Genomic DNA, 17,589 nt, shown 5'->3' with positions numbered 1-17,589 from the left:
GGGGCGCCGGCCGGCCGCTCTCCCCGATCCTCCCGTCTTCAGGCCAATTCCAGCGGAACCTCGCCGTAGAGCGTCGTGCGCTGTCTCAACCGCCGGCCCACGCTTTCGGCAGCCTGGCGCAATTCCTCTATCGTCACGCCCTGTCCGTGCGCTGCGCCTGCCGCGCGGCTGATGCTTTCGTCCATGAGCACCCCGCCGAGGTCGTTGGCCCCCGCTGCAAGCACGGCGGCGGCACCGTCCATCCCGAGCTTCACCCAAGAGCACTGGATCGAGTTGATCGCACCGTTGAGCGCAAGCCGCGCCACGGCATGCATCATCACCGCCTCGCGCCAGGTCGGCCCTTTACGACATTGTCCGCGTCGATAGAACGGCGCCTCCATATGCACGAGCGGCAGCGGCACGAACTCGGTAATTCCGCCCGTATCGAGCTGGAGATTGCGCAAGGCCAGCAAGTGGCGAGCCCAGTGCCCGGTGCCTTCAAGGTGGCCGAACATCACCGTCGAGGTCGTGGGCAGACCCACGCGGTGAGCACTGCCGACCACGTCTAGCCATTCCTGCGTCGTAAGCTTGCCGGGGCAGATCTGCTCGCGAATATCGTCGCACAGGATTTCCGCCGCCGTGCCGGGCAGAGAGCCCAGCCCCGCATCCTTGAGCATGGCGAGGTAATCCCCGACCGGCATGCCCAGCGTCCGTGCGCCCTGGCTCACCTCAAGCGGTGAAAAGGCGTGAACGTGCAGATCGGGGCAAGCCTCCTTCACGGCGCGCACGATCGAAAGGTAGGTATCTCCGGTATAGCTGGGGTGGATGCCGCCCTGGAGGCACACCTCGGTCGCCCCGCGTGCAACGGCTTCGCGGGCACGCCCGGCGATCTCGCCGAGATCGAGGTTATAGGGCTTGTCGCGGAACCCGGCCTTGCTGCTGGTTTTCGAAAACGCGCAGAACGAACAGGTGTGCGTGCAGATATTCGTATAGTTGATGTTGCGGTTGACGACATAGGTTACCGTCTCGCCGCTGACTTCGGCCCGCAAGGCATCCGCGGCGTCGACCACGGCCTGCGCCGCAGCGCCCCGCGTTGCGAAGAGTGCCACGATATCGTCCTCGCCCAGCGTCGCCCCGCTGGCCGCCCGCTCAAGGATACGATGGAGGGAAGCGGCCACCGGACCTTCGTGCTGGCGCCCCAGCGGCGCGTGGACGTTGCCCGGCGCATGCTGGCCTGCAAGGCCTGGGCTCCAGACGCTGTCACGCGTCAGCCCTTCGGCATCGGCATGACGCAGAACGGCTGGACGGATCGCCGGGTCGATCCATGAACTTTCTTCGGTCGTGATGAAACGCGGATAGATCGTCAGCCGCTCGACCAGCGGCAGCCCCTTGCCCGCGCAGATCGCGCGCAGCCGCTCGACTTCGGGCCAAGGCGCTTCCGGGTTCACATGATCGAGCGTGACAGGGGAGATACCGCCCCAGTCGTCGATACCTGCATCGATGAGTTCTACCAGTCGATCATCGTTGAGATTGGGCGGCGCCTGAACCGATACCTCGTCAGGCAGGATAAGGCGCGCGGCGGCGACTACGCGCAGGAAATCGTTTTCGGTGGCTTCGGGCGCCTCCGCCATCTTCGTACCGGGTTTCGGGCAGAAGTTCTGGACGATCACTTCCTGCAGATGCCCATGCTCGCGGTGCAGGTCTCGCAGTGCGAAAAGGCTGTCGAGCCGCTCTTCGGCGGTCTCGCCAATCCCGATCAAGACGCCGCTGGTCATCGGCACCCTCGCCTCCCCGGCGGCCGCCAGCGAGGCGAGGCGAAGCGCCGGCACCTTGTCCGGCGAGCCGTGGTGACACATGCCCTTTTCCAGCAACCGCTCCGAGATGCTTTCCAGCATAAGCCCTGCCGACGCAGCGACCGGGCGCAGCATCGCGTAATCCTGCTGCTCCAACACCCCCGCATTGACGTGCGGCAGAAGCCCGGTTTCCCCAAGCACCAGTTCGGCGCAGTGCCGCACATAGTCGACGGTGCGGGCAAACCCGCGTTCGGCCAGCCATTCGCGCGCGGCGGCGTAGCGGCGTTCGGGGGCATCACCCAGCGTGAACAAAGCCTCACGGCAACCCGAAGCGGCACCGGCGCGGGCGATCGCCAGCACTTCGTCAGGCGTCAGGTAAGGCGCTTCAAGCCGCGAGGGCGTGGTCGCGAAAGTGCAGTAGTGGCAGACGTCCGCGCAGAGGCGCGTCAGGGGGATGAACACCTTGGGCGAATACGTCATCCGTGCCGGCCCGCGCGCATCGCGCCGCGCTCTTGCCCGCGCGGTGACCTCTTCCAGCGGTGCGGCCAGCAGCCACGCCTTCAGTTCATCCGCTGACGATTGGGCGGTTTCATCCTGCATCTGCTCACCCTTCAGGCACCTGCGAGGGCAAGCACCTCCTGCGCGAGCCTTGTCCTGTCGGCGGCTTCGCGCATCATTGTCTTCGTCACGGTGACCTGAAGCCCCCGCGCCTGCAAACCAGAGACATCGGCCTCATCGGCATGGTCGATCAAGAGGTGGTCGAGAAGATCGCCGTAGTGATCAGCGATGGCCGCATTGCCAACTGCCCGCCCCATCCCGGCCAGCAACTTCGCCAGCGGCCCTTTCACGGCAGCACCGCCTACCAGCGGCGAGACTGCGATCAGCGGCACGCGCCGCGCCGCAACCGCTTCGCGAATACCGTCAACGGCAAGGATCGGATCGACGCTGAGGTACGGATTCGAGGGACAAATCACGATTGCCGCCAGGTCCTCACGGCCCAGCGCCGCGGCCAGACCGGGCGAAGGCAACGCGCCCGGCACACCCTCGAAACGGATCGCGGAGACAGCCGGGCCACATTGCTCGCCGACGAACCACCGCTGGAAGTCCGTCCATCCCGCCACCGTGCGAACCTGGGTGCGCACCGGCCCGTCGCTCATCGGAACGATCGCGTGGGCGATGCCCAGTTCGCCGGCAAGCCGCGCAGTCACGTCTGAAAGGCTTTCACCCGCGCGCAAACGCCAGCTCCGCGCCAGATGCATCGCGACGTCGCGATCGCCGAGATTGAACCAGTCCTCCTCACCCATGGCGCGCAGCATGGCCATGGCCTGCCATGTCTCATCCTTGACGCCCCATCCGCGCTGGATGTCGTTGAGACCGGCAAGCGCATAGATGACGGAATCGATGTCGGGGCAGATGGTCAGGCCCAGGTGTTCGAAATCGTCGCCCGTGTTCACGGCGATGGTGAGCTCGGATGGATCCATGACCGCAGCCAGGCCGGCCGCCAGCTTGGCCCCGCCGACACCGCCGGAAAGCGCAAGGACATGACGCCCGCTCATCGGAACATGTCCTGCTCCATGGGTCTCAGCCCGCTCGCCGCGCCCGGCCCGTCCTCGTCCGTCACCCAGCGCGCGCCGCCGCGCACAAGGGCGACAGGCGTGCCTTCGTCACCCTCGCCCATGGCCAGCCCAGCCATCGCGGCGAGCGAATCCGCAATACCGATCACCGTTGCCTGCAAGGTTCGTCCATAAAGGTCCGTGGCCCGCCCCCGCCGGTCTTCCAGCACGGCTATCCCGGCGCAGCCGATCGCCGTGCCCAGCGTTCCGATCCGCCAGGCGCGGCCCATCGAATCCGCGATCACGACGCCGATCCTGACGCCATTCTCTGCCTGCAATGCGCTGCGCAAGGCTCGTGCGGAGCCATCGGGGTCCAGCGGCCAGAGCAGAACCCGGCCGGCGTCTCCCCCTTCCACGTTCGATGCGTCGATGCCTGCATTGGCAAGGACATGCCCGGTGCGATGGCAAGCGATCACGGCCGCGGGGTTGCTTCGCAGGATGTGCGAACTCTCGTCCAGAATGGCCTGCATCATCGGCGCATCGCGGCCGGTATCGCGCGCAAGGCGCTCGGCCTCGGCACCGGGTGCAATGCGCGACAGATCGCGCGTGCGGCCCTCCGCCTTGGAGACGATCTTCTGGGCCACCACGCAGATATCGCCGTCACGGAACCCGTCGCCGGAAGCGGCCATGGCAGAGCAAATCGCTTGCGCTACCGACATTCCGGCGGCGAACATGGGCATTCCGGCCAGCGGTCGCACGGTCAGTTCTGGAATTCTGTTCATTGGCCCTCCCGAACGCCTGTCTACGTCCGCAGCGCCGCAAACCACAATCATGACGAACAAGAATTCGCGGGAGAGATAATCAATGGCAGCGATCGCAGTGATCGGCGGAACCGGCGCTCTCGGCAAGGGCATTGCCCGCAGGCTGGTCCAGGCCGGTCACGAAGTGACCATCGGTTCACGCACGGCAGACAAGGCACAGGTGACGGCCGGGGAACTGGGTGCCGCCGGCCACGCCGAAAATGTCGAGGCCGCGCGCGGCAAGGACGTGGTGATCGTGGCCGTTCCCCATGCCTCGCAGGGCGACACCCTGCGCCAGATCCGCGACGCGGTCGGCAATGCCGTGGTTGTCGACACGACCGTGCCGCTGGTCCCACCCAAGGTCATGCGCGTACAGCTTCCCGCAGAAGGCAGCGCCGCCATGCAGGCGCGCGAACACCTAGGGCCAGATGCAAGGCTGGTCACGGCGTTCCACAATGTCTCGGCCCACCATCTCGACAGCGACCACGCTATCGATTGTGATGTGCTGGTCTTCAGCGATGACGTGGAGGCGCGCAACACCGTGGTCGGCCTGTGCCCCGGAATGGGCATTCGGGGCCTCTCCGGCGGGGCGCTGGCCAACTCGGCGGCGGCAGAGGCTCTGACCTCGATCCTCATTTACATGAACAAGACCTACAAGGCAGACGGGGCGGGCATACGCTTCACGAACCTTGCCCAGGCTCCGCTGGTCCCGTGAGCTGCTGGGCGCTCATCCCGGTCAAGGCGCCGGGCCTCGGCAAGACGAGGCTGGCCCGGGCACTTGCTCCGGATGAGCGCGAAGCCCTCGTCTGCGCGATGTTCCGCCATGTCCTGGCAACCGCACGCGCCTGCGCGGCAATCGACCGGATCTGCATATTGGGGCCGTCCCGTCCCGGTCTTTGCAAGGGCCTTGTAAGGTTGCCTGACTCCGGCTCGGACCTGAACCGGGCGCTGGGATCGGCGCTTGGTGCGATCGCCACGACCGGCCCGGACCGCGTCGTGGTGCTTCCCGCAGATCTCCCTTGCCTGACAACCGGTGACATAGACCGCTCGCGAGCCTGCCCGCAGGTGTGGTCGGCGTGGCGCCCGATCGGCATGGTACGGGGACCAACGCTCTCTCGCTGACGTTGCCCGAAACCATATGGTTTCCTTTCTCCTTCGGCGAAGAAAGCTACTCAAGACACTGCGATGAAACGAAAAAACTTGGACTGACCGTGGAGACGATCCTCTCCGGCGGGCTGGAAAAAGATATAGACGAGCCCGCCGATCTGCCAGATGCTGAACATCTGTTGAGCGCCGTATCCTTATTGCGGCAGCCCATCGCCAAAGGCCGAAGACGGCTGGCATAAGCGGGAGAACGGGTGTGGACGCCGGCATCATCGACCTTACGGGACAAGTTGTGTTTGTTACCGGCGGCGGAGGCGGGATCGGCAGGTCGATCGCACTGAACATGGCGGACATGGGCGCCGATGTCGCCTTGATCGAGGCGGTGCCTGAACGCTGCGAACAACTCACCAAAATGATCGAGGCGCGCAGCCGCAAGGCGCTGTGCATCCCCGGAAACGTGATGGACGTGGAGGCCCTGCAACACGCCATTGCCGCCGCTGCCGAGAAGTTCGGGCGCCTCGATGTGCTGGTGAACAACGCAGGCGGCGTAACGCGCCGGGGCTTTCTCGATCTCGCCGAGAAGAACTGGCGGCGCCACATCGATCTCAACCTTGTTTCCAACCTCGCCGCCACGCAGGCTGCACTGCCAGTCATGATTGCGGGCGAGCGGGGTGGTTCCATCATCAACGTCACCAGTATCGAGGCGGCCCGCGCAGCACCGGGATACGCGGTCTATGCCGCCTGCAAGGCCGGCGTGAACAACCTGACGCGCACGCTGGCACTGGAATTCGCCGAACACGGCATCCGGGTGAACGCCATAGCGCCCGATTACACGGTAACACCCGGTACGCGCGGACAGTTCACCGGCCCCGTAGATGAAGCCAGCTGGCCCAAGCCCAGCGCGGAACAGGAGGACGTGATCCGCCGCCGCATCCCGCTCGGCCGTGCCGGGATCGACGAAGAGTGCGGCCGCGTGGCGGTGTTCCTCGCCTCACAGATGGCAAGCTACGTCACCGGCACGATCATTCCGGTGGACGGCGGAACCTGGGCCTCGGGAGGCTGGGTGCGCAACCGCGACGATACCTGGGTTCTCCCCCCCGAAGCAGATACCTGAAACTCATCGCCTGAAATTCGCCGCTAGAAATCCAACGATTGAAAGAACTTCCGGCATGACCTTCACATTAAGCACCAGCCTTCCGTTCGACCATATCGATCGCCCGGAGGAATTCGGCACCCTTGACGCGCTCCAGGAAATCGCCCGCACCGTCGAAGCGGCGGGCTTCTACGCCGGCACCGTCACCGATCACCCGGCGCCCTCAGCGCGCTGGCTAGATGCCGGAGGGCACTATGCGCAGGACCCGTTCGTCCTGCTCTCGATGCTGGGCGCCTCGACGACGAAACTGCGCCTCCAGACCAACATCCTGGTCCTGCCCTATCGCAATCCGTTCCTCACAGCCCGGGCCGTGTCATCGCTTGACCACTTCACGAATGGGCGCGTGATCCTGGGCCTCGGCGCGGGCTACATGAAGGCTGAATACAAGGCGCTCGGTGTCGATTTCGATGCCCGCAACGACCTCATGGACGAATATATCAATGCGATGAAATTGGCCTGGACCGGCGAGGATTTCACGTTCGAGGGAACCGGCTATACCGCGCTCGGCAACCGCATGTTGCCCACGCCTGCACAGACACCGCACCCGCCCTTGCTGGTCGGCGGCAACTCGAAGCGGGCCCTGCGCCGCGCGGTCGAACTGGGTGACGCCTGGCACCCGTTCTTCGTACCCAAGAGCGTTACCGACACTGCGCGCACCGCCAATCTCGAAGGAGACGACGATATCCTCGCCGCGATCGGATACATGGCGGATCACTGCGGAAAAGTCGGCCGTGCCGAGCCCCCCAAAGTCATCGCCTCATCGACTTACGCTGTGAAGGATGGCTGGAGCGCACAGGAAGCGCTCGATCACTATGCCAACCTCAAGTCGCTCGGAGTCCATGGCTCCGGTGCGACGATCCACGCCGAAACACGCGCCCAATATTGCGACATCGCACTGAAGTTCGGCGAGGAAGTTATTGCGAAGATTGATTTTTAATCAAATCGCCGCCAGCACGCTTCCACCGGCACTGTTAAGGGCAGGGAACCGGCCCCTGCCCTGGTCCCTCAGCCTTCGGCTTTCATCGCCGCAGACATGGCTTCGTGAAAAGCCTTTACTGCTGCCACTTCATCTCCGTTCCAGACCGCGCCCGAAACCGCGAGGAAGTCAGCGCCTGCCTTCACCAGCGGTCCGCAGTTCTCCGGCGTGATCCCGCCGATCGCCACACAGGGAATTTCGAAGATTCCCTGCCACCATTCGAGCAGATCGAGCCCAGCAGTATGCTTCACCTGCTTGGTAGTGGTCGGGAAGAATGCTCCGAACGCCACGTAATCCGCGCCTTCTTCGCCAGCATCCATCGCGAGGTGGCGGCTGTCATGGCAGGTCACGCCGATCTGCGCATCGCGGCCAAGCGCATTGCGCGCCTCTTCCACTGTCCCGTCTTCCTGACCGATATGCACGCCGTCGGCTCCAAGCCGCTTGGCGAGGCTGATCGAATCGTTGACGATGAAGGCGACCTCCCGCTCTGCGCAAATCTTCTGCAGGGGCTCTGCAAGACGGGCAGCCTCGTGCTGGTCCACGTCCTTGACCCGGAACTGGAACGCCGCGACAGGCGCGGCATCGAGTGCGCGGGCAAGCCGTTCGGGGAACGTGCCGCCCACGTCCAGCGGCGAGATCAGGTAAAGCTGTGTCGGTTCGCGTTCGATGTCTTCCATATGCGCGCACCTAGCCTTTCATGGGGCCGAGGAAAAGAGTTCCTCTTCAAAGCGCGCGTCGTCGCGTTCGCGGTTCACCCTACCCAGCGCTCCTGCCGCGAACAGGAGGATAGTCAACCTCATCACCGCGTGCAGGGCGTCGGCCGCAGTATCGGTATTCCAGCCCGGCGCGGTCGAGGCCAGGTACATCGCCTTGGCAGCCGCGACGCTGACGCCCCCGGCCATGATCGCCACCAGAACCCGCGAGGGCCGCCAGACGAGAAGCAACGGCAGCAGGAAACCGGCGAGAACATCGACCAGCATGGCCGCAGGCAGCGCATCCGCCTCCATCAGGAGCCAGGCCGTTTCGCCCAGGAGCAGCGCCATTGCCCGTCGCAACATGGGATCGTATCGGGGACGCAGCCACGCGATCAGCAAGGTCGCCACCAACGCACAGAAGATGGGCGGCACCACCAGCCTGATAACGGCAGGCGGCAACAGGGATGGTGCGACGAACACCACCACTATGCAGGCGAGCCAGATCTTGATCGGCCCGTTGATAGCAGACCAATATTGGGAGAATTTCATTGCCTTTCCGTCTATCGGCATAAACACTAACGCTCCCGCGTCTCCGCGAAAAGCGCATTCGTTCGGGAGAGGTTCAGCCCGTGCCGATAGTCTCACCTGCGGCAATTTCTGAACCGGACACCCGTTCACGCCAAGGGGAGGAACATGAAACGACCCGCCCGGACACTCGCCCTTGTGCTGCTCCTGACGGCCACCGGGATCGCCGGATGCCGCATCATTCCGGAAGGTTCGGCGCCGCCATCCGTTACGCCTGCGCCAGCTTCGCCTTATGCACCCCCTGCCGAAAGCCCGGATCAACCGTTTTTCTATACGCCGCAGGACACGGCGCCGGGCGACCTTGTCCCAAGCGGGCCTGCCCCGAACGGCCCGCTATCCCCCTCTAGGGAACCCTCACCTCCACCGGCTTCCTATAGCGGCCCTCCGCTTGCCTACACACGCATCGGCGAGACGATTCATGTCGATGGGCCCAGGGTGACGCCGCTGGCCTTGCTGGAAGACAGTCGCTGCGCGGTAGGCACCCAGTGCGTCTGGGCCGGCCGTCTGCGCGTTCGTGTTCGCATCGATCTTGGCTCCCGTCCTCGCGAAGTGGAGATGACCCTTGGGCAGCCGATCCAGATCGCGGATGGACAACTGGAGCTTCTCGACGCGCTCCCCGCCCCTGTCGCCGGAACCCGGCCAGCGCCCTTCGCCTACCAGTTCGGCTTCCGTTTCATGGGCGGATTTTGAAAGAAGAACGCGCCAACGAGAAAGGGCGGCACCTTTCGGCACCGCCCTTCCCTTCAAGCGAAATCCGCGACGGGATCAGGCAGCCGCTGCTGCGTCCACCTTCTGGGTCGAGCCCTTGAAGATCTCGTCGATGGCATCGGCCAGCGCGGCATCGAACTCTGCATCGCTCATCTGCGAGCGCAGGTCTTCAAGCAGCGCACGGCTGAAGCTGGCGATGATGCCCTTGTTCTTCGCCAGTTCGGCACAGGCTTCGGGACGCTTGTAGCCACCCGACAGGGCAACGACGCGCAGCACCTTGGGGTGCGAGACGAGCGGATCGAAAGTACCCGGAACGATCGGCAGCGAGAGCTTGAGCATGACGCGCACGCCATCCGGCAGCGCATCGAGGTTCTTCAGAATCTCGGCAAGGAGCAGCGTGTCACACTCGGCGCGCGTCTCGCTCTTGATGTTCACTTCGGGCTCGATGATCGGCATCATGCCGTGCGAGAGCACCTGCTGACCGATCTCGAACTGCTGCTTCACTACGGCAGCGATACCCTCGGCATTGGCCGACTGGATCACCGAACGTTCCTTGGTGCCGTAGACGCCCAGTGCCTTTGAACGCGCGAGCAGCGCGTCCAGCGTCGGCATCGGCTTCATCAGCTGCACGCCGTTGGCTTCGTCTTCAAGGCCCTTGTCGATCTTGATGAAAGGCACCACGCCCTTGGCGATCAGGGCCTGCGGAGTGGGCACGCCGGTGACTTCACCATCCATGGTCCGCTCGAAAAGGATCGCGCCGATCACCTTGTCTCCGGTGAATGCAGGCGAAGCGATGATGCGCGCGCGCATCTGGTGGATCAGGCCGAACATCTCTTCCTCGGAAGACCATGCGCCTTCCTCGATGCCGTATCCCGCAAGGGCCTTCGGGGTTGAACCGCCGCTCTGGTCGAGCGCGGCGATAAAACCGTTCCCGCCGGCCATTTTGGCCGTCATCTCTGAAAATTCCATGGTTTCTCCTCCTAAGTTGTATCAGCAACCTGAAACGGGCTTATTCTTCGAAGCTCCGTTTCGCAACTGCGGCAAAAGGCTATCCATCGGCCGGATGATCCGTTCCAACGAAGACGCGCGCTTGCCGGCGGCGGCGCAATATATCGGACAGCAGAGTGCGTGCCGGCACGTCGATCCAGCGAACGCAGAACCAGGCGACGGCCAGGCAGGCACCGAGAAACACGAAGGCCATCAGCACTTCGTTGTAGTGCAGATCATCCTTGAAATAGCGCATCGGCTCGATCAACGCCCAGTGCACGGCATAGAGCGCGAAGGATACCTCCCCCACGAACCAGGCCGCCGGAGCCAGCTTTCGCGAGGGTTCCACGCGCGATCCAAACCAGACAAGCAGCGGTGAGACCAACAGCGTGCAGGCCAGATCGTAATGGGTTACGGCGATCCACCGGGGGTCGGCCAGCAGCATGACCGCAATTGCGGCGAGGCAGGCGATGCCCCCCAATGTCGCCGGGCGGTGTGCAGGTTGGCGCAGCCTGGCGATGAGCATGCCGGCACAGAACGAGTAGAGCGTCCGCGCCAGCGCGACCGACCATTCGCTCCAGATCGCGCCGATATTGCCCGAGCCGTTCTCAAGAACCGCCGGGGCGAACCACCATGCCGAGGCCAGGCAGACGACCAGCAGCAGAAGCCGCGGAAGGCGGAAGAGCACTACGATCATCACCAGATTGGCGATGAGCTCATAGAACAGTGACCATGCCGGGACATTGAGCGGAAACAGCGTGCCTGTCAGCGGCGATGGCAGCATCAGAGCGTTCAACGCCGTGCTGATGGCGATCGTCGGCAGGCTCAGCGAGGTATCGCCGCCGGTATGGTGCCGTACGAGGCCGACCGTGGTCGTCAGCAGCACACCGACGAGGAACAGCGGATAGAGACGCACGAGGCGCTTCGCCATGAAAGCGCCGGTACCCATGCCTCCCTGCCAACGAGACAGGTAGCTCGTGCAGAGCACGAAGCCGGACAGTGCGAAGAAGAAATCCACCGCAACATACCCGTGCGGCGCCTGGGAAATGTTGAAATGAAACAGCGCGACGGCAAGCGCGGCGATCCCGCGCATGCCGTCAAGCGTTACATATCTGCCGTGCCAGGGCAGTTGCCGTTCGGGACGAGCGGCAGGCATCGATCTGTTCATGCTTGCCGCCCCTCCCCCAGCAGATCGGCGGCTCAGGCCGAAAGTGCGGCCACGCCGGGAAGTTCCTTGCCTTCCATCCATTCGAGGAAGGCACCGCCTGCCGTCGAAATGTACGAAAAATCGTCCGCCACGCCTGCATGATGCAGTGCCGCGACAGTATCGCCGCCGCCCGCGACCGAAACCAGCGAACCTTCGCGGGTCAGCGCAGCCGCGGTTCTGGCCAGAGCCACGGTAGCGGCATCGAACGGAACCGTCTCGAATGCGCCGAGCGGGCCGTTCCATACGAGCGTGCGGCAGGTCTTGAGCACGTCACCCAGGGCCTCCACGGCAAGCGGGCCGACGTCGAGGATCATCTCGTCAGCAGCCACTTCGTGGACATTGCAGGTGCGCAGGCTGGGCGGATTGGCGGCGAATTCCTTCGAGACCACCACTTCGTAAGGCAGATGGACAGTGCAGCCCGACTTGTCGGCCACGTCGAGGATCTCGGTCGCAGTGCCGGTCAGGTCATGTTCGCAAAGCGACTTGCCCACGTCCACGCCCTTGGCGGCGAGGAAGGTATTGGCCATGCCGCCGCCGATGATCAGGTGATCGACCTGCGTGACGAGGTGCTTGAGCACGTCGAGCTTCGAGGAAACCTTGGCGCCGCCGACCACGGCCGCAACCGGCTTTTCCGGGCTGCCCAGCGCCTTGTCGAGCGCTTCCAGTTCGACCTGCATCGAGCGGCCCGCATAGGCAGGAAGGACGTGGGCAAGGCCCTCCGTCGTCGCATGGGCGCGGTGCGCCGCGGAAAAGGCATCGTTCACGTAGAAGTCCGCGTTCTCGGCAATCGCCTTGACGAGTTCAGGGTCGTTCTTCTCCTCGCCCTTCCAGAAACGGGTATTCTCGAGAATGGCAATGTCGCCGGCGCGCAGGATGCCGACGGTCTGCTTGACCACGTCACCGGCGATCTCTGGGACGAACATCACTTCCTTGCCGAGCACCTTCTCGACCGCGCCGACCACCATCGACAGCGACATGCTGGGCACGCGGTCGCCCTTGGGGCGGCCGAAGTGAGCGAGCAGGAGAACCTTGGCGCCCTTTTCGGCAAGTTCCAGCACGGTCGGCACAGCGGCGCGAATGCGGGTATCATCGGTGACGACGCCGTCGTTCATCGGCAGGTTGAGGTCGACGCGCACGAGCGCAACTTTCCCCGTCACGTCACCAAGGTCATCAAGGGTCTTGAAAGCGCTCATTGCTCGATCCTTATCTCGACGGCGGCGATAGCGCCGTCCTGCGGGCCCGCGCCGGGCCCGCCGCTCGAAGGCACGGCGTACAGGTCCGCGCCGGTTCAGTTTCCCGGTTCAGGACCGGGAGCATTCCTCGATGTTCCGGCCCGCGAGACGGGCTCCGGACGCACCGCGCCGCGAAAGTCCGGTATGGACTCCCGCGGCGACAGTCGGGCGACGGACCGCCGTTTCACCGGCGCATACAGGCTCCTCCTCCCGCACGCTGCCGACGAGACGGCCCGTCTCCATCAGGTCCTCAGAGCAGGCCCGCCATCACGCCGGCCGTGTCGACCATGCGGTTGGAGAAGCCCCACTCGTTATCGTACCACGACAGGACGCGGACCAGCTTGCCTTCGAGAACCGAAGTCTCAAGGCTGTCGATGGTCGACGAATGCGCATCGTGGTTGAAGTCGATCGAAACCAGCGGTTCCTCGGTGTAACCAAGCACGCCCTTGAGCTCGCCCTCGGCCGCTTCCTTGAGCAGCGCGTTGACTTCCTCGGTGGTCGTGTCGCGCTTCGGCACGAAGGTCAGGTCGACGACCGAGACGTTCGGGGTCGGCACGCGGATCGACGAACCGTCGAGCTTGCCCTTGAGGTCCGGAAGAACGAGGCCCACGGCAACGGCAGCGCCGGTGCTGGTCGGGATCATGTTCATCGCGGCGGCGCGGGCGCGGCGCGGGTCGCTGTGGATCTGGTCGAGGATCTTCTGGTCGTTGGTGTACGAGTGGATCGTGGTCATCAGACCGCGCTCGATACCGATCTTCTCATGCAGAACCTTGGCGAAAGGTGCCAGGCAGTTGGTGGTGCACGATGCGTTCGAGACGACGACGTGCTCGGCGGTCAGTTCCTTGTGGTTCACGCCGTAAACGACGGTGAGGTCCACGCCCTTGGCGGGGGCCGAAACCAGAACGCGCTTGGCGCCGGCGTCGATGTGCTTGGAGGCCGATTCCTTGTTGGTGAAGAAACCGGTGCATTCCAGGACGATCTCGATGCCCTGCGCGGCGTGCGGCAGGTTGGCCGGATCGCGCTCGGCAGTGACGTGGATACGCTTGCCGTTGACGATCAGGTCAGTGCCGTCGACTTCCACAGTGCCTTCGAAAGTACCGTGGACGCTGTCACGCTTGAACAGGAGGGCATTGGCCTTAGCGTCGGCAAGGTCGTTGATCGAAACCAGTTCGAGGTCGTGGTCCGTGCGCTCGAGAATGGCGCGCGCGACGTTGCGCCCGATACGTCCGAAACCGTTGATCGCAACCTTGGTCGCCATGTGCAATTCTCCTGTTTACACGCTGAGTTTATTGAGAATCTTCGGAACGATCGCATCAACGGTGAAGCCGAAGCGAGCGAAGAGGTCCTTGGCCGGAGCCGAGGCGCCGAAGCGGTCCAGACCGATATTCAGGCCGCCGTTGCGGCTCTGCGCGGTATAGCGCTCCCAGCCCATGGTAACGCCGGCCTCGATCGAGACCTTCAGGATCGACGGATCGTTCGGCAGAACCTCGTGCTGGTACGCTTCGTCCTGAGCGGCGAAGAGCTCCATGCACGGCATCGAGACCACGTCGGCGCCGATTCCCTGCGATTCCAGCTCGGCCTTCACCTTCACCGCCAGTTCGACTTCCGAACCGGTGGCGATGAGGATGACCTTGCGGTCGCCCTCGGCATGGCGGAGCGTGTAGGCGCCGCGCGCCGAGAGCATGTCGCCCGTCTTGCGCAGCTGCGGCAGGTTCTGGCGGGTAAGCGCCAGCACCGAAGGGGTGTCCTGCGATTCCAGCGCGATATTCCAGCATTCCGCCGTCTCGATGACGTCGGCGGGACGGAACACGTAAAGGTTCGGGATCATGCGCATGGACATGACATGCTCGACCGGCTGGTGAGTCGGGCCGTCTTCGCCAAGGCCGATCGAATCGTGAGTCAGCACATAGATCGCGCGGGTCTGCTGCAGCGCCGAGAGACGGATCGCATTGCGGCAGTAGTCCGAGAAGATCAGGAAGGTGCCGCCATAGGGGATCACGCCGCCATGCAGCGCCATGCCGTTCAAGGCCGCGGCCATGCCGAATTCACGGATGCCGTAGTAGACGTAGCGGCCGCCGTAGTTGTCCGGCGTGAACGGTTCCTGGCACTTGGCCTTGGTGTTGTTCGAACCGGTAAGGTCGGCAGAACCGCCGATCATCTCGGGGATCGCCGGGGCCAGCACGTTCAGCCAGTTTTCCGAGGCCTTGCGGGTGGCGACGGTGGAATCGCCTTCCAGCCATTCGGCCAGCTTGGCACGGATCGCGTCGGTCTCCGGCAGTTCGCCAGCCATGCGGCGCGTGAACTCGTCAGCCTTGTCGGAAGCGGCAAGGCGGCCGAACCAGTCGGCATGAGCAGTGGCACCGGCCTGACCCAGCGAGCGCCAGTCGGCCAGGATTTCCGCCGGAACCTCGAAGGGAGCTGAGGTCCAGCCCAGGTATTCGCGGGCAGCGGCCACTTCGGCCTCGCCCAGCGCAGCGCCGTGAACGTCGTGGCCGCCCTGCTTGTTGGGGGCACCCTTGCCGATCACGGTCTTGCAGGCGACCAGCGTCGGCTTGTCCGAAGCGGCAGCCTCGGCCAGCGCGCGCTCGATGTCGGCGAAGTCATGACCGTCGCACTCGAACACGTCCCAGCCCGAAGCGCGGTAGCGCGCCGGGATGTCCTCGCTGGTCGACAGCGAGGTGTCGCCGTCGATGGTGATCTTGTTGTCGTCCCACAGCACCTTCAGGCGGCCCAGCTTGAGCGTGCCGGCAAGACCGATGGCTTCGTGGTTGATGCCTTCCATGAGGCAGCCGTCACCGGCGATGACCCAGGTCTTGTGATCAACCAGATCGTCGCCGAAGGTGGCGTTGAGCTGACGCTCCGCCATCGCCATGCCGACCGCCATGGCCAGACCCTGGCCGAGCGGGCCGGTGGTGCATTCGACGCCTTCGATCAGAAAGTTTTCCGGGTGACCGGCGCAGACCGAGCCCAGCTGACGGAAGCCACGGATGTCGTCCATCGTCGGGCTGGCATAGCCGGTCAGGTGGAGCAGCGAGTAGATCAGCATCGATCCGTGACCGGCCGACAGCACGAAGCGGTCGCGGTCAGCCCACTTGGGCGCGGCGGGATCGAACTTAAGGAACTTGGCGAAAAGGACGGTCGCGACATCGGCCATGCCCATGGGCATGCCGGGGTGGCCACTGTTGGCCGCCTGGACCGCGTCCATCGACAGCGCGCGGATGGCATTGGCCATCGGCGCGAGACGGTCAGCAGCAAGGGTCATCGTGAGGCTCCGGAAACGGAAAATGGGACGATTCGAACTTGCCGACCCCCTTTAGGGCGAGGCCGTCTCCCGTCAAGTTCGCCTAACGTCCATTTAGGCCTCCCGTACATGGGGGCTTGTACATATGTGTGCCAATCACATGGTGGCACAATCGCCTCGGTTGATCGAAAGGATTGTGAACAAGGGCCGCCAATTGATTGCGTTTTGGCTTTTTCACTGTAGCCACTCGCCCATGAACGAAGCGACCAGCAAGGCGACGAACGAAGCAGCGGCCCAGACGGCGATCGATCGGATCGAAGCCGCACTTTCGCGGCTGGAAAGTGCGGTATCGCAAACCCGCGCCCTGCAGGACCGTCATGGCAGGCTTCGCGGCACCGTGGAGGAAGCGCTCGGCGAGATCGACGCGCTCCTCGCGCAGCGCCGGTCCTGATAGCAGCCATGGCAAACATCACCCTTACGATCGGCGGGCGCGAATTCATGCTCGCCTGCGCAGACGGCGAGGAAGCTCACGTCACGAAGCTTGCGGCGATGATCGACGAGAAGCTCGGTCATGCCGGCGTCGTGGGACAGACCGAACCCCGCATGCTGCTGTTTGCCTCACTGATGCTGGCAGACGAACTGCACGAACTTCGCCAGCGCCCCCCGCTCCAGCCCCCCCCTCCCCCGGCTCCCGCCGAGCCCGCGTTTCCGCCCGCCTTCGTGGAAAAACTCGCAAAGATTGCCGATCATGTCGAAAATCTCGCGCAGCGCCTTGAGGATGGCTCGCCGAACGCCTAACTAAGGGGTGACGGGATCTGCCCGGCACGTGCCGTTCGAACATCCCTGAGGCTATAAGCAATCCATTGGGGGCTGTCCCTGCCCGGACCGTGGTCCGACGCATATGGTCCCCACCTGACGTCGAGGCGTCAGAGGATTTCTAGGAAACGACCCATGGTGGACCCGTCACCGTTTTTCAAAGACTTAGCCTCATAATTCCAACATTTCCAATGTTGGAATTCCAACATGGGCCCGGGGCTAACCGCCTTCGGGCCCTGTTTTGTTGGCGCGGCAGCTTCGATATTTCAGAACATATTAAGAACAAATCTCTTGACCCGACTCGGAGCGAGAGCGCTTTGTTCGTGAATGGCCGACATACTTTTCCACCGCATTCGATCTACCTGGCTGGCGCTGAACCCAGAGCCTGAACGGGGAAGCAGCCCGTGGTACAGCTGGCGCGCCGAGCTAAACGGCTTGGAACGCATGCTAGACTGCCAGCAACCCCACAGCTTTCATTGCGGGATATGCATAAATACCTATCGAATGCGCAACCCTTTGCGGCCTTTGCACGAAAAGTCGATCACAACGACGGTTCAAGCGCCCGCCTTGGTTCGAAATCTCGAGCGTCCAGCCTCACCTATTGATACACAGCCGGTCATAGACCTGGTTGTGGCCGACGATTTCCGCAAATGTTTCGTCCGTGTCGAACCTGTTGCCGGGATCATCCTGCCCGGCCGCCGGCGCAGGCTCAGCGGTCAGTCGCTTGCTCACGAGGCAGAAATCGCTCGCAGTTCGCGGG

19 protein-coding genes are annotated in these 17,589 nt (G+C 63.9%); 9 read left to right on the top strand and 10 right to left on the bottom strand.

Annotation, left to right across the window (positions count from 1 at the left end):
* Positions 1-38 precede the first annotated feature (38 nt).
* From cofH to cofE, 3 genes are read right to left on the bottom strand one after another with little or no spacing between them, the layout of a single operon-like run.
* Positions 39-2,372 carry a 5-amino-6-(D-ribitylamino)uracil--L-tyrosine 4-hydroxyphenyl transferase CofH gene (gene cofH / locus ADT71_RS25455; protein WP_054441445.1) on the bottom strand — a complete coding sequence of 778 codons (2,334 nt, stop codon included), beginning with the start codon at positions 2,370-2,372 and terminating at the stop codon, positions 39-41.
* Positions 2,373-2,383: 11 nt separating this feature from the next.
* On the bottom strand, positions 2,384-3,328 hold the full coding sequence (gene cofD, locus ADT71_RS25450; protein WP_054441443.1) for a 2-phospho-L-lactate transferase: 945 nt from the start codon (positions 3,326-3,328) through the stop codon (positions 2,384-2,386).
* Positions 3,325-4,107, bottom strand: a complete 783-nt coding sequence (gene cofE, locus ADT71_RS25445) for a coenzyme F420-0:L-glutamate ligase (protein ID WP_054441441.1) — start codon at positions 4,105-4,107, stop codon at positions 3,325-3,327. The genes cofD and cofE overlap by 4 nt, the downstream gene beginning before the upstream one ends.
* Positions 4,108-4,189: 82 nt before the next feature.
* Between cofE and npdG the strand changes: the two genes are divergently transcribed.
* Genes npdG through ADT71_RS25425 form a run of 5 tightly spaced genes read left to right on the top strand, consistent with a single transcriptional unit; the run spans position 4,190 to position 7,319 of the window.
* Complete coding sequence (gene npdG, locus ADT71_RS25440) at positions 4,190-4,840, top strand: NADPH-dependent F420 reductase (protein WP_054441438.1); 651 nt, start codon at positions 4,190-4,192, stop codon at positions 4,838-4,840.
* The gene (locus ADT71_RS35195) at positions 4,837-5,247 is read left to right on the top strand and encodes an NTP transferase domain-containing protein (RefSeq protein ID WP_054441435.1); all 411 of its coding nucleotides are present in this window, start codon (positions 4,837-4,839) and stop codon (positions 5,245-5,247) included. Before npdG ends, ADT71_RS35195 begins: the two co-directional genes overlap by 4 nt.
* Positions 5,248-5,249: 2 nt before the next feature.
* Positions 5,250-5,471, top strand: a complete 222-nt coding sequence (locus ADT71_RS35190; protein ID WP_255351693.1) for a hypothetical protein — start codon at positions 5,250-5,252, stop codon at positions 5,469-5,471.
* A 14-nt stretch (positions 5,472-5,485) separates the two neighbouring features.
* Positions 5,486-6,343 (top strand): SDR family NAD(P)-dependent oxidoreductase, encoded by an 858-nt coding sequence (locus ADT71_RS25430; protein WP_054441433.1) that lies wholly within the window; start codon positions 5,486-5,488, stop codon positions 6,341-6,343.
* Positions 6,344-6,398: 55 nt separating this feature from the next.
* The gene (locus ADT71_RS25425; RefSeq protein ID WP_054441430.1) at positions 6,399-7,319 is read left to right on the top strand and encodes a TIGR03619 family F420-dependent LLM class oxidoreductase; all 921 of its coding nucleotides are present in this window, start codon (positions 6,399-6,401) and stop codon (positions 7,317-7,319) included.
* 68 nt (positions 7,320-7,387) lie between these two features.
* Here the strand turns inward: ADT71_RS25425 and thiE are convergent, their stop codons facing one another.
* Both thiE and ADT71_RS25415 read right to left on the bottom strand, forming a co-directional pair.
* Positions 7,388-8,035: a thiamine phosphate synthase gene (gene thiE / locus ADT71_RS25420; protein ID WP_054441428.1), complete on the bottom strand. Its 648-nt coding sequence runs from the start codon at positions 8,033-8,035 to the stop codon at positions 7,388-7,390.
* Between the two features lie 18 nt (positions 8,036-8,053).
* Complete coding sequence (locus tag ADT71_RS25415) at positions 8,054-8,623, bottom strand: hypothetical protein (RefSeq protein WP_054441426.1); 570 nt, start codon at positions 8,621-8,623, stop codon at positions 8,054-8,056.
* 123 nt (positions 8,624-8,746) lie between these two features.
* Here ADT71_RS25415 and ADT71_RS32430 point away from each other — a divergent pair, with 123 nt between their 5' ends.
* On the top strand, positions 8,747-9,328 hold the full coding sequence (locus tag ADT71_RS32430) for a hypothetical protein (RefSeq protein ID WP_197283122.1): 582 nt from the start codon (positions 8,747-8,749) through the stop codon (positions 9,326-9,328).
* Positions 9,329-9,403: 75 nt separating this feature from the next.
* Here the strand turns inward: ADT71_RS32430 and ADT71_RS25405 are convergent, their stop codons facing one another.
* The 5 genes from ADT71_RS25405 to tkt all read right to left on the bottom strand — a co-directional run bounded on the left by ADT71_RS25405 (position 9,404) and on the right by tkt (position 16,034).
* Entirely contained in the window at positions 9,404-10,315 is a 912-nt protein-coding gene (locus ADT71_RS25405) for a fructose bisphosphate aldolase (protein WP_054441424.1), read from the bottom strand.
* Positions 10,316-10,394: 79 nt separating this feature from the next.
* Complete coding sequence (locus tag ADT71_RS25400) at positions 10,395-11,501, bottom strand: acyltransferase (protein ID WP_054441422.1); 1,107 nt, start codon at positions 11,499-11,501, stop codon at positions 10,395-10,397.
* A 32-nt stretch (positions 11,502-11,533) separates the two neighbouring features.
* Positions 11,534-12,733 (bottom strand): phosphoglycerate kinase, encoded by a 1,200-nt coding sequence (gene pgk, locus ADT71_RS25395; protein ID WP_054441420.1) that lies wholly within the window; start codon positions 12,731-12,733, stop codon positions 11,534-11,536.
* A gap of 289 nt (positions 12,734-13,022) precedes the next feature.
* Positions 13,023-14,030, bottom strand: coding sequence for a type I glyceraldehyde-3-phosphate dehydrogenase (gap, locus tag ADT71_RS25390; RefSeq protein ID WP_054441418.1), 1,008 nt, complete (start codon positions 14,028-14,030; stop codon positions 13,023-13,025).
* 15 nt (positions 14,031-14,045) lie between these two features.
* Positions 14,046-16,034 (bottom strand): transketolase, encoded by a 1,989-nt coding sequence (gene tkt, locus ADT71_RS25385; RefSeq protein WP_054441415.1) that lies wholly within the window; start codon positions 16,032-16,034, stop codon positions 14,046-14,048.
* A gap of 232 nt (positions 16,035-16,266) precedes the next feature.
* Here tkt and ADT71_RS25380 point away from each other — a divergent pair, with 232 nt between their 5' ends.
* The 3 genes from ADT71_RS25380 to ADT71_RS34495 form a co-directional block, all read left to right on the top strand.
* The gene (locus ADT71_RS25380) at positions 16,267-16,464 is read left to right on the top strand and encodes a hypothetical protein (RefSeq protein WP_054441412.1); all 198 of its coding nucleotides are present in this window, start codon (positions 16,267-16,269) and stop codon (positions 16,462-16,464) included.
* Positions 16,465-16,472: 8 nt separating this feature from the next.
* Entirely contained in the window at positions 16,473-16,811 is a 339-nt protein-coding gene (locus tag ADT71_RS25375; protein ID WP_054441409.1) for a cell division protein ZapA, read from the top strand.
* Positions 16,812-17,156: 345 nt separating this feature from the next.
* A partial coding sequence (locus ADT71_RS34495) for a hypothetical protein (protein WP_231636185.1) occupies positions 17,157-17,589 on the top strand: 433 nt, incomplete at its 3' end.

The organism is Novosphingobium sp. ST904, assembly GCF_001298105.1.
Taxonomy (GTDB): Bacteria; Pseudomonadota; Alphaproteobacteria; order Sphingomonadales; family Sphingomonadaceae; genus Novosphingobium.
Note: the sequence above shows the minus strand (reverse complement) of the source record. Positions and strands in the feature narration are given on the sequence as shown.

Bases quoted from the DNA above. Each gene is read 5' to 3' on its own strand.
- cofH (WP_054441445.1), bottom strand. From the start codon at position 2,372: ATGCAGGATGAAACCGCCCAATCGTCAGCGGATGAACTGAAGGCGTGG.
- cofD (WP_054441443.1), bottom strand. From the start codon at position 3,328: ATGAGCGGGCGTCATGTCCTTGCGCTTTCCGGCGGTGTCGGCGGGGCC.
- cofE (WP_054441441.1), bottom strand. From the start codon at position 4,107: ATGAACAGAATTCCAGAACTGACCGTGCGACCGCTGGCCGGAATGCCC.
- npdG (WP_054441438.1), top strand. From the start codon at position 4,190: ATGGCAGCGATCGCAGTGATCGGCGGAACCGGCGCTCTCGGCAAGGGC.
- ADT71_RS25425 (WP_054441430.1), top strand. From the start codon at position 6,399: ATGACCTTCACATTAAGCACCAGCCTTCCGTTCGACCATATCGATCGC.
- thiE (WP_054441428.1), bottom strand. From the start codon at position 8,035: ATGGAAGACATCGAACGCGAACCGACACAGCTTTACCTGATCTCGCCG.
- ADT71_RS25415 (WP_054441426.1), bottom strand. From the start codon at position 8,623: ATGCCGATAGACGGAAAGGCAATGAAATTCTCCCAATATTGGTCTGCT.
- ADT71_RS32430 (WP_197283122.1), top strand. From the start codon at position 8,747: ATGAAACGACCCGCCCGGACACTCGCCCTTGTGCTGCTCCTGACGGCC.
- ADT71_RS25405 (WP_054441424.1), bottom strand. From the start codon at position 10,315: ATGGAATTTTCAGAGATGACGGCCAAAATGGCCGGCGGGAACGGTTTT.
- ADT71_RS25400 (WP_054441422.1), bottom strand. From the start codon at position 11,501: ATGAACAGATCGATGCCTGCCGCTCGTCCCGAACGGCAACTGCCCTGG.
- pgk (WP_054441420.1), bottom strand. From the start codon at position 12,733: ATGAGCGCTTTCAAGACCCTTGATGACCTTGGTGACGTGACGGGGAAA.
- gap (WP_054441418.1), bottom strand. From the start codon at position 14,030: ATGGCGACCAAGGTTGCGATCAACGGTTTCGGACGTATCGGGCGCAAC.
- tkt (WP_054441415.1), bottom strand. From the start codon at position 16,034: ATGACCCTTGCTGCTGACCGTCTCGCGCCGATGGCCAATGCCATCCGC.
- ADT71_RS25380 (WP_054441412.1), top strand. From the start codon at position 16,267: ATGAACGAAGCGACCAGCAAGGCGACGAACGAAGCAGCGGCCCAGACG.
- ADT71_RS25375 (WP_054441409.1), top strand. From the start codon at position 16,473: ATGGCAAACATCACCCTTACGATCGGCGGGCGCGAATTCATGCTCGCC.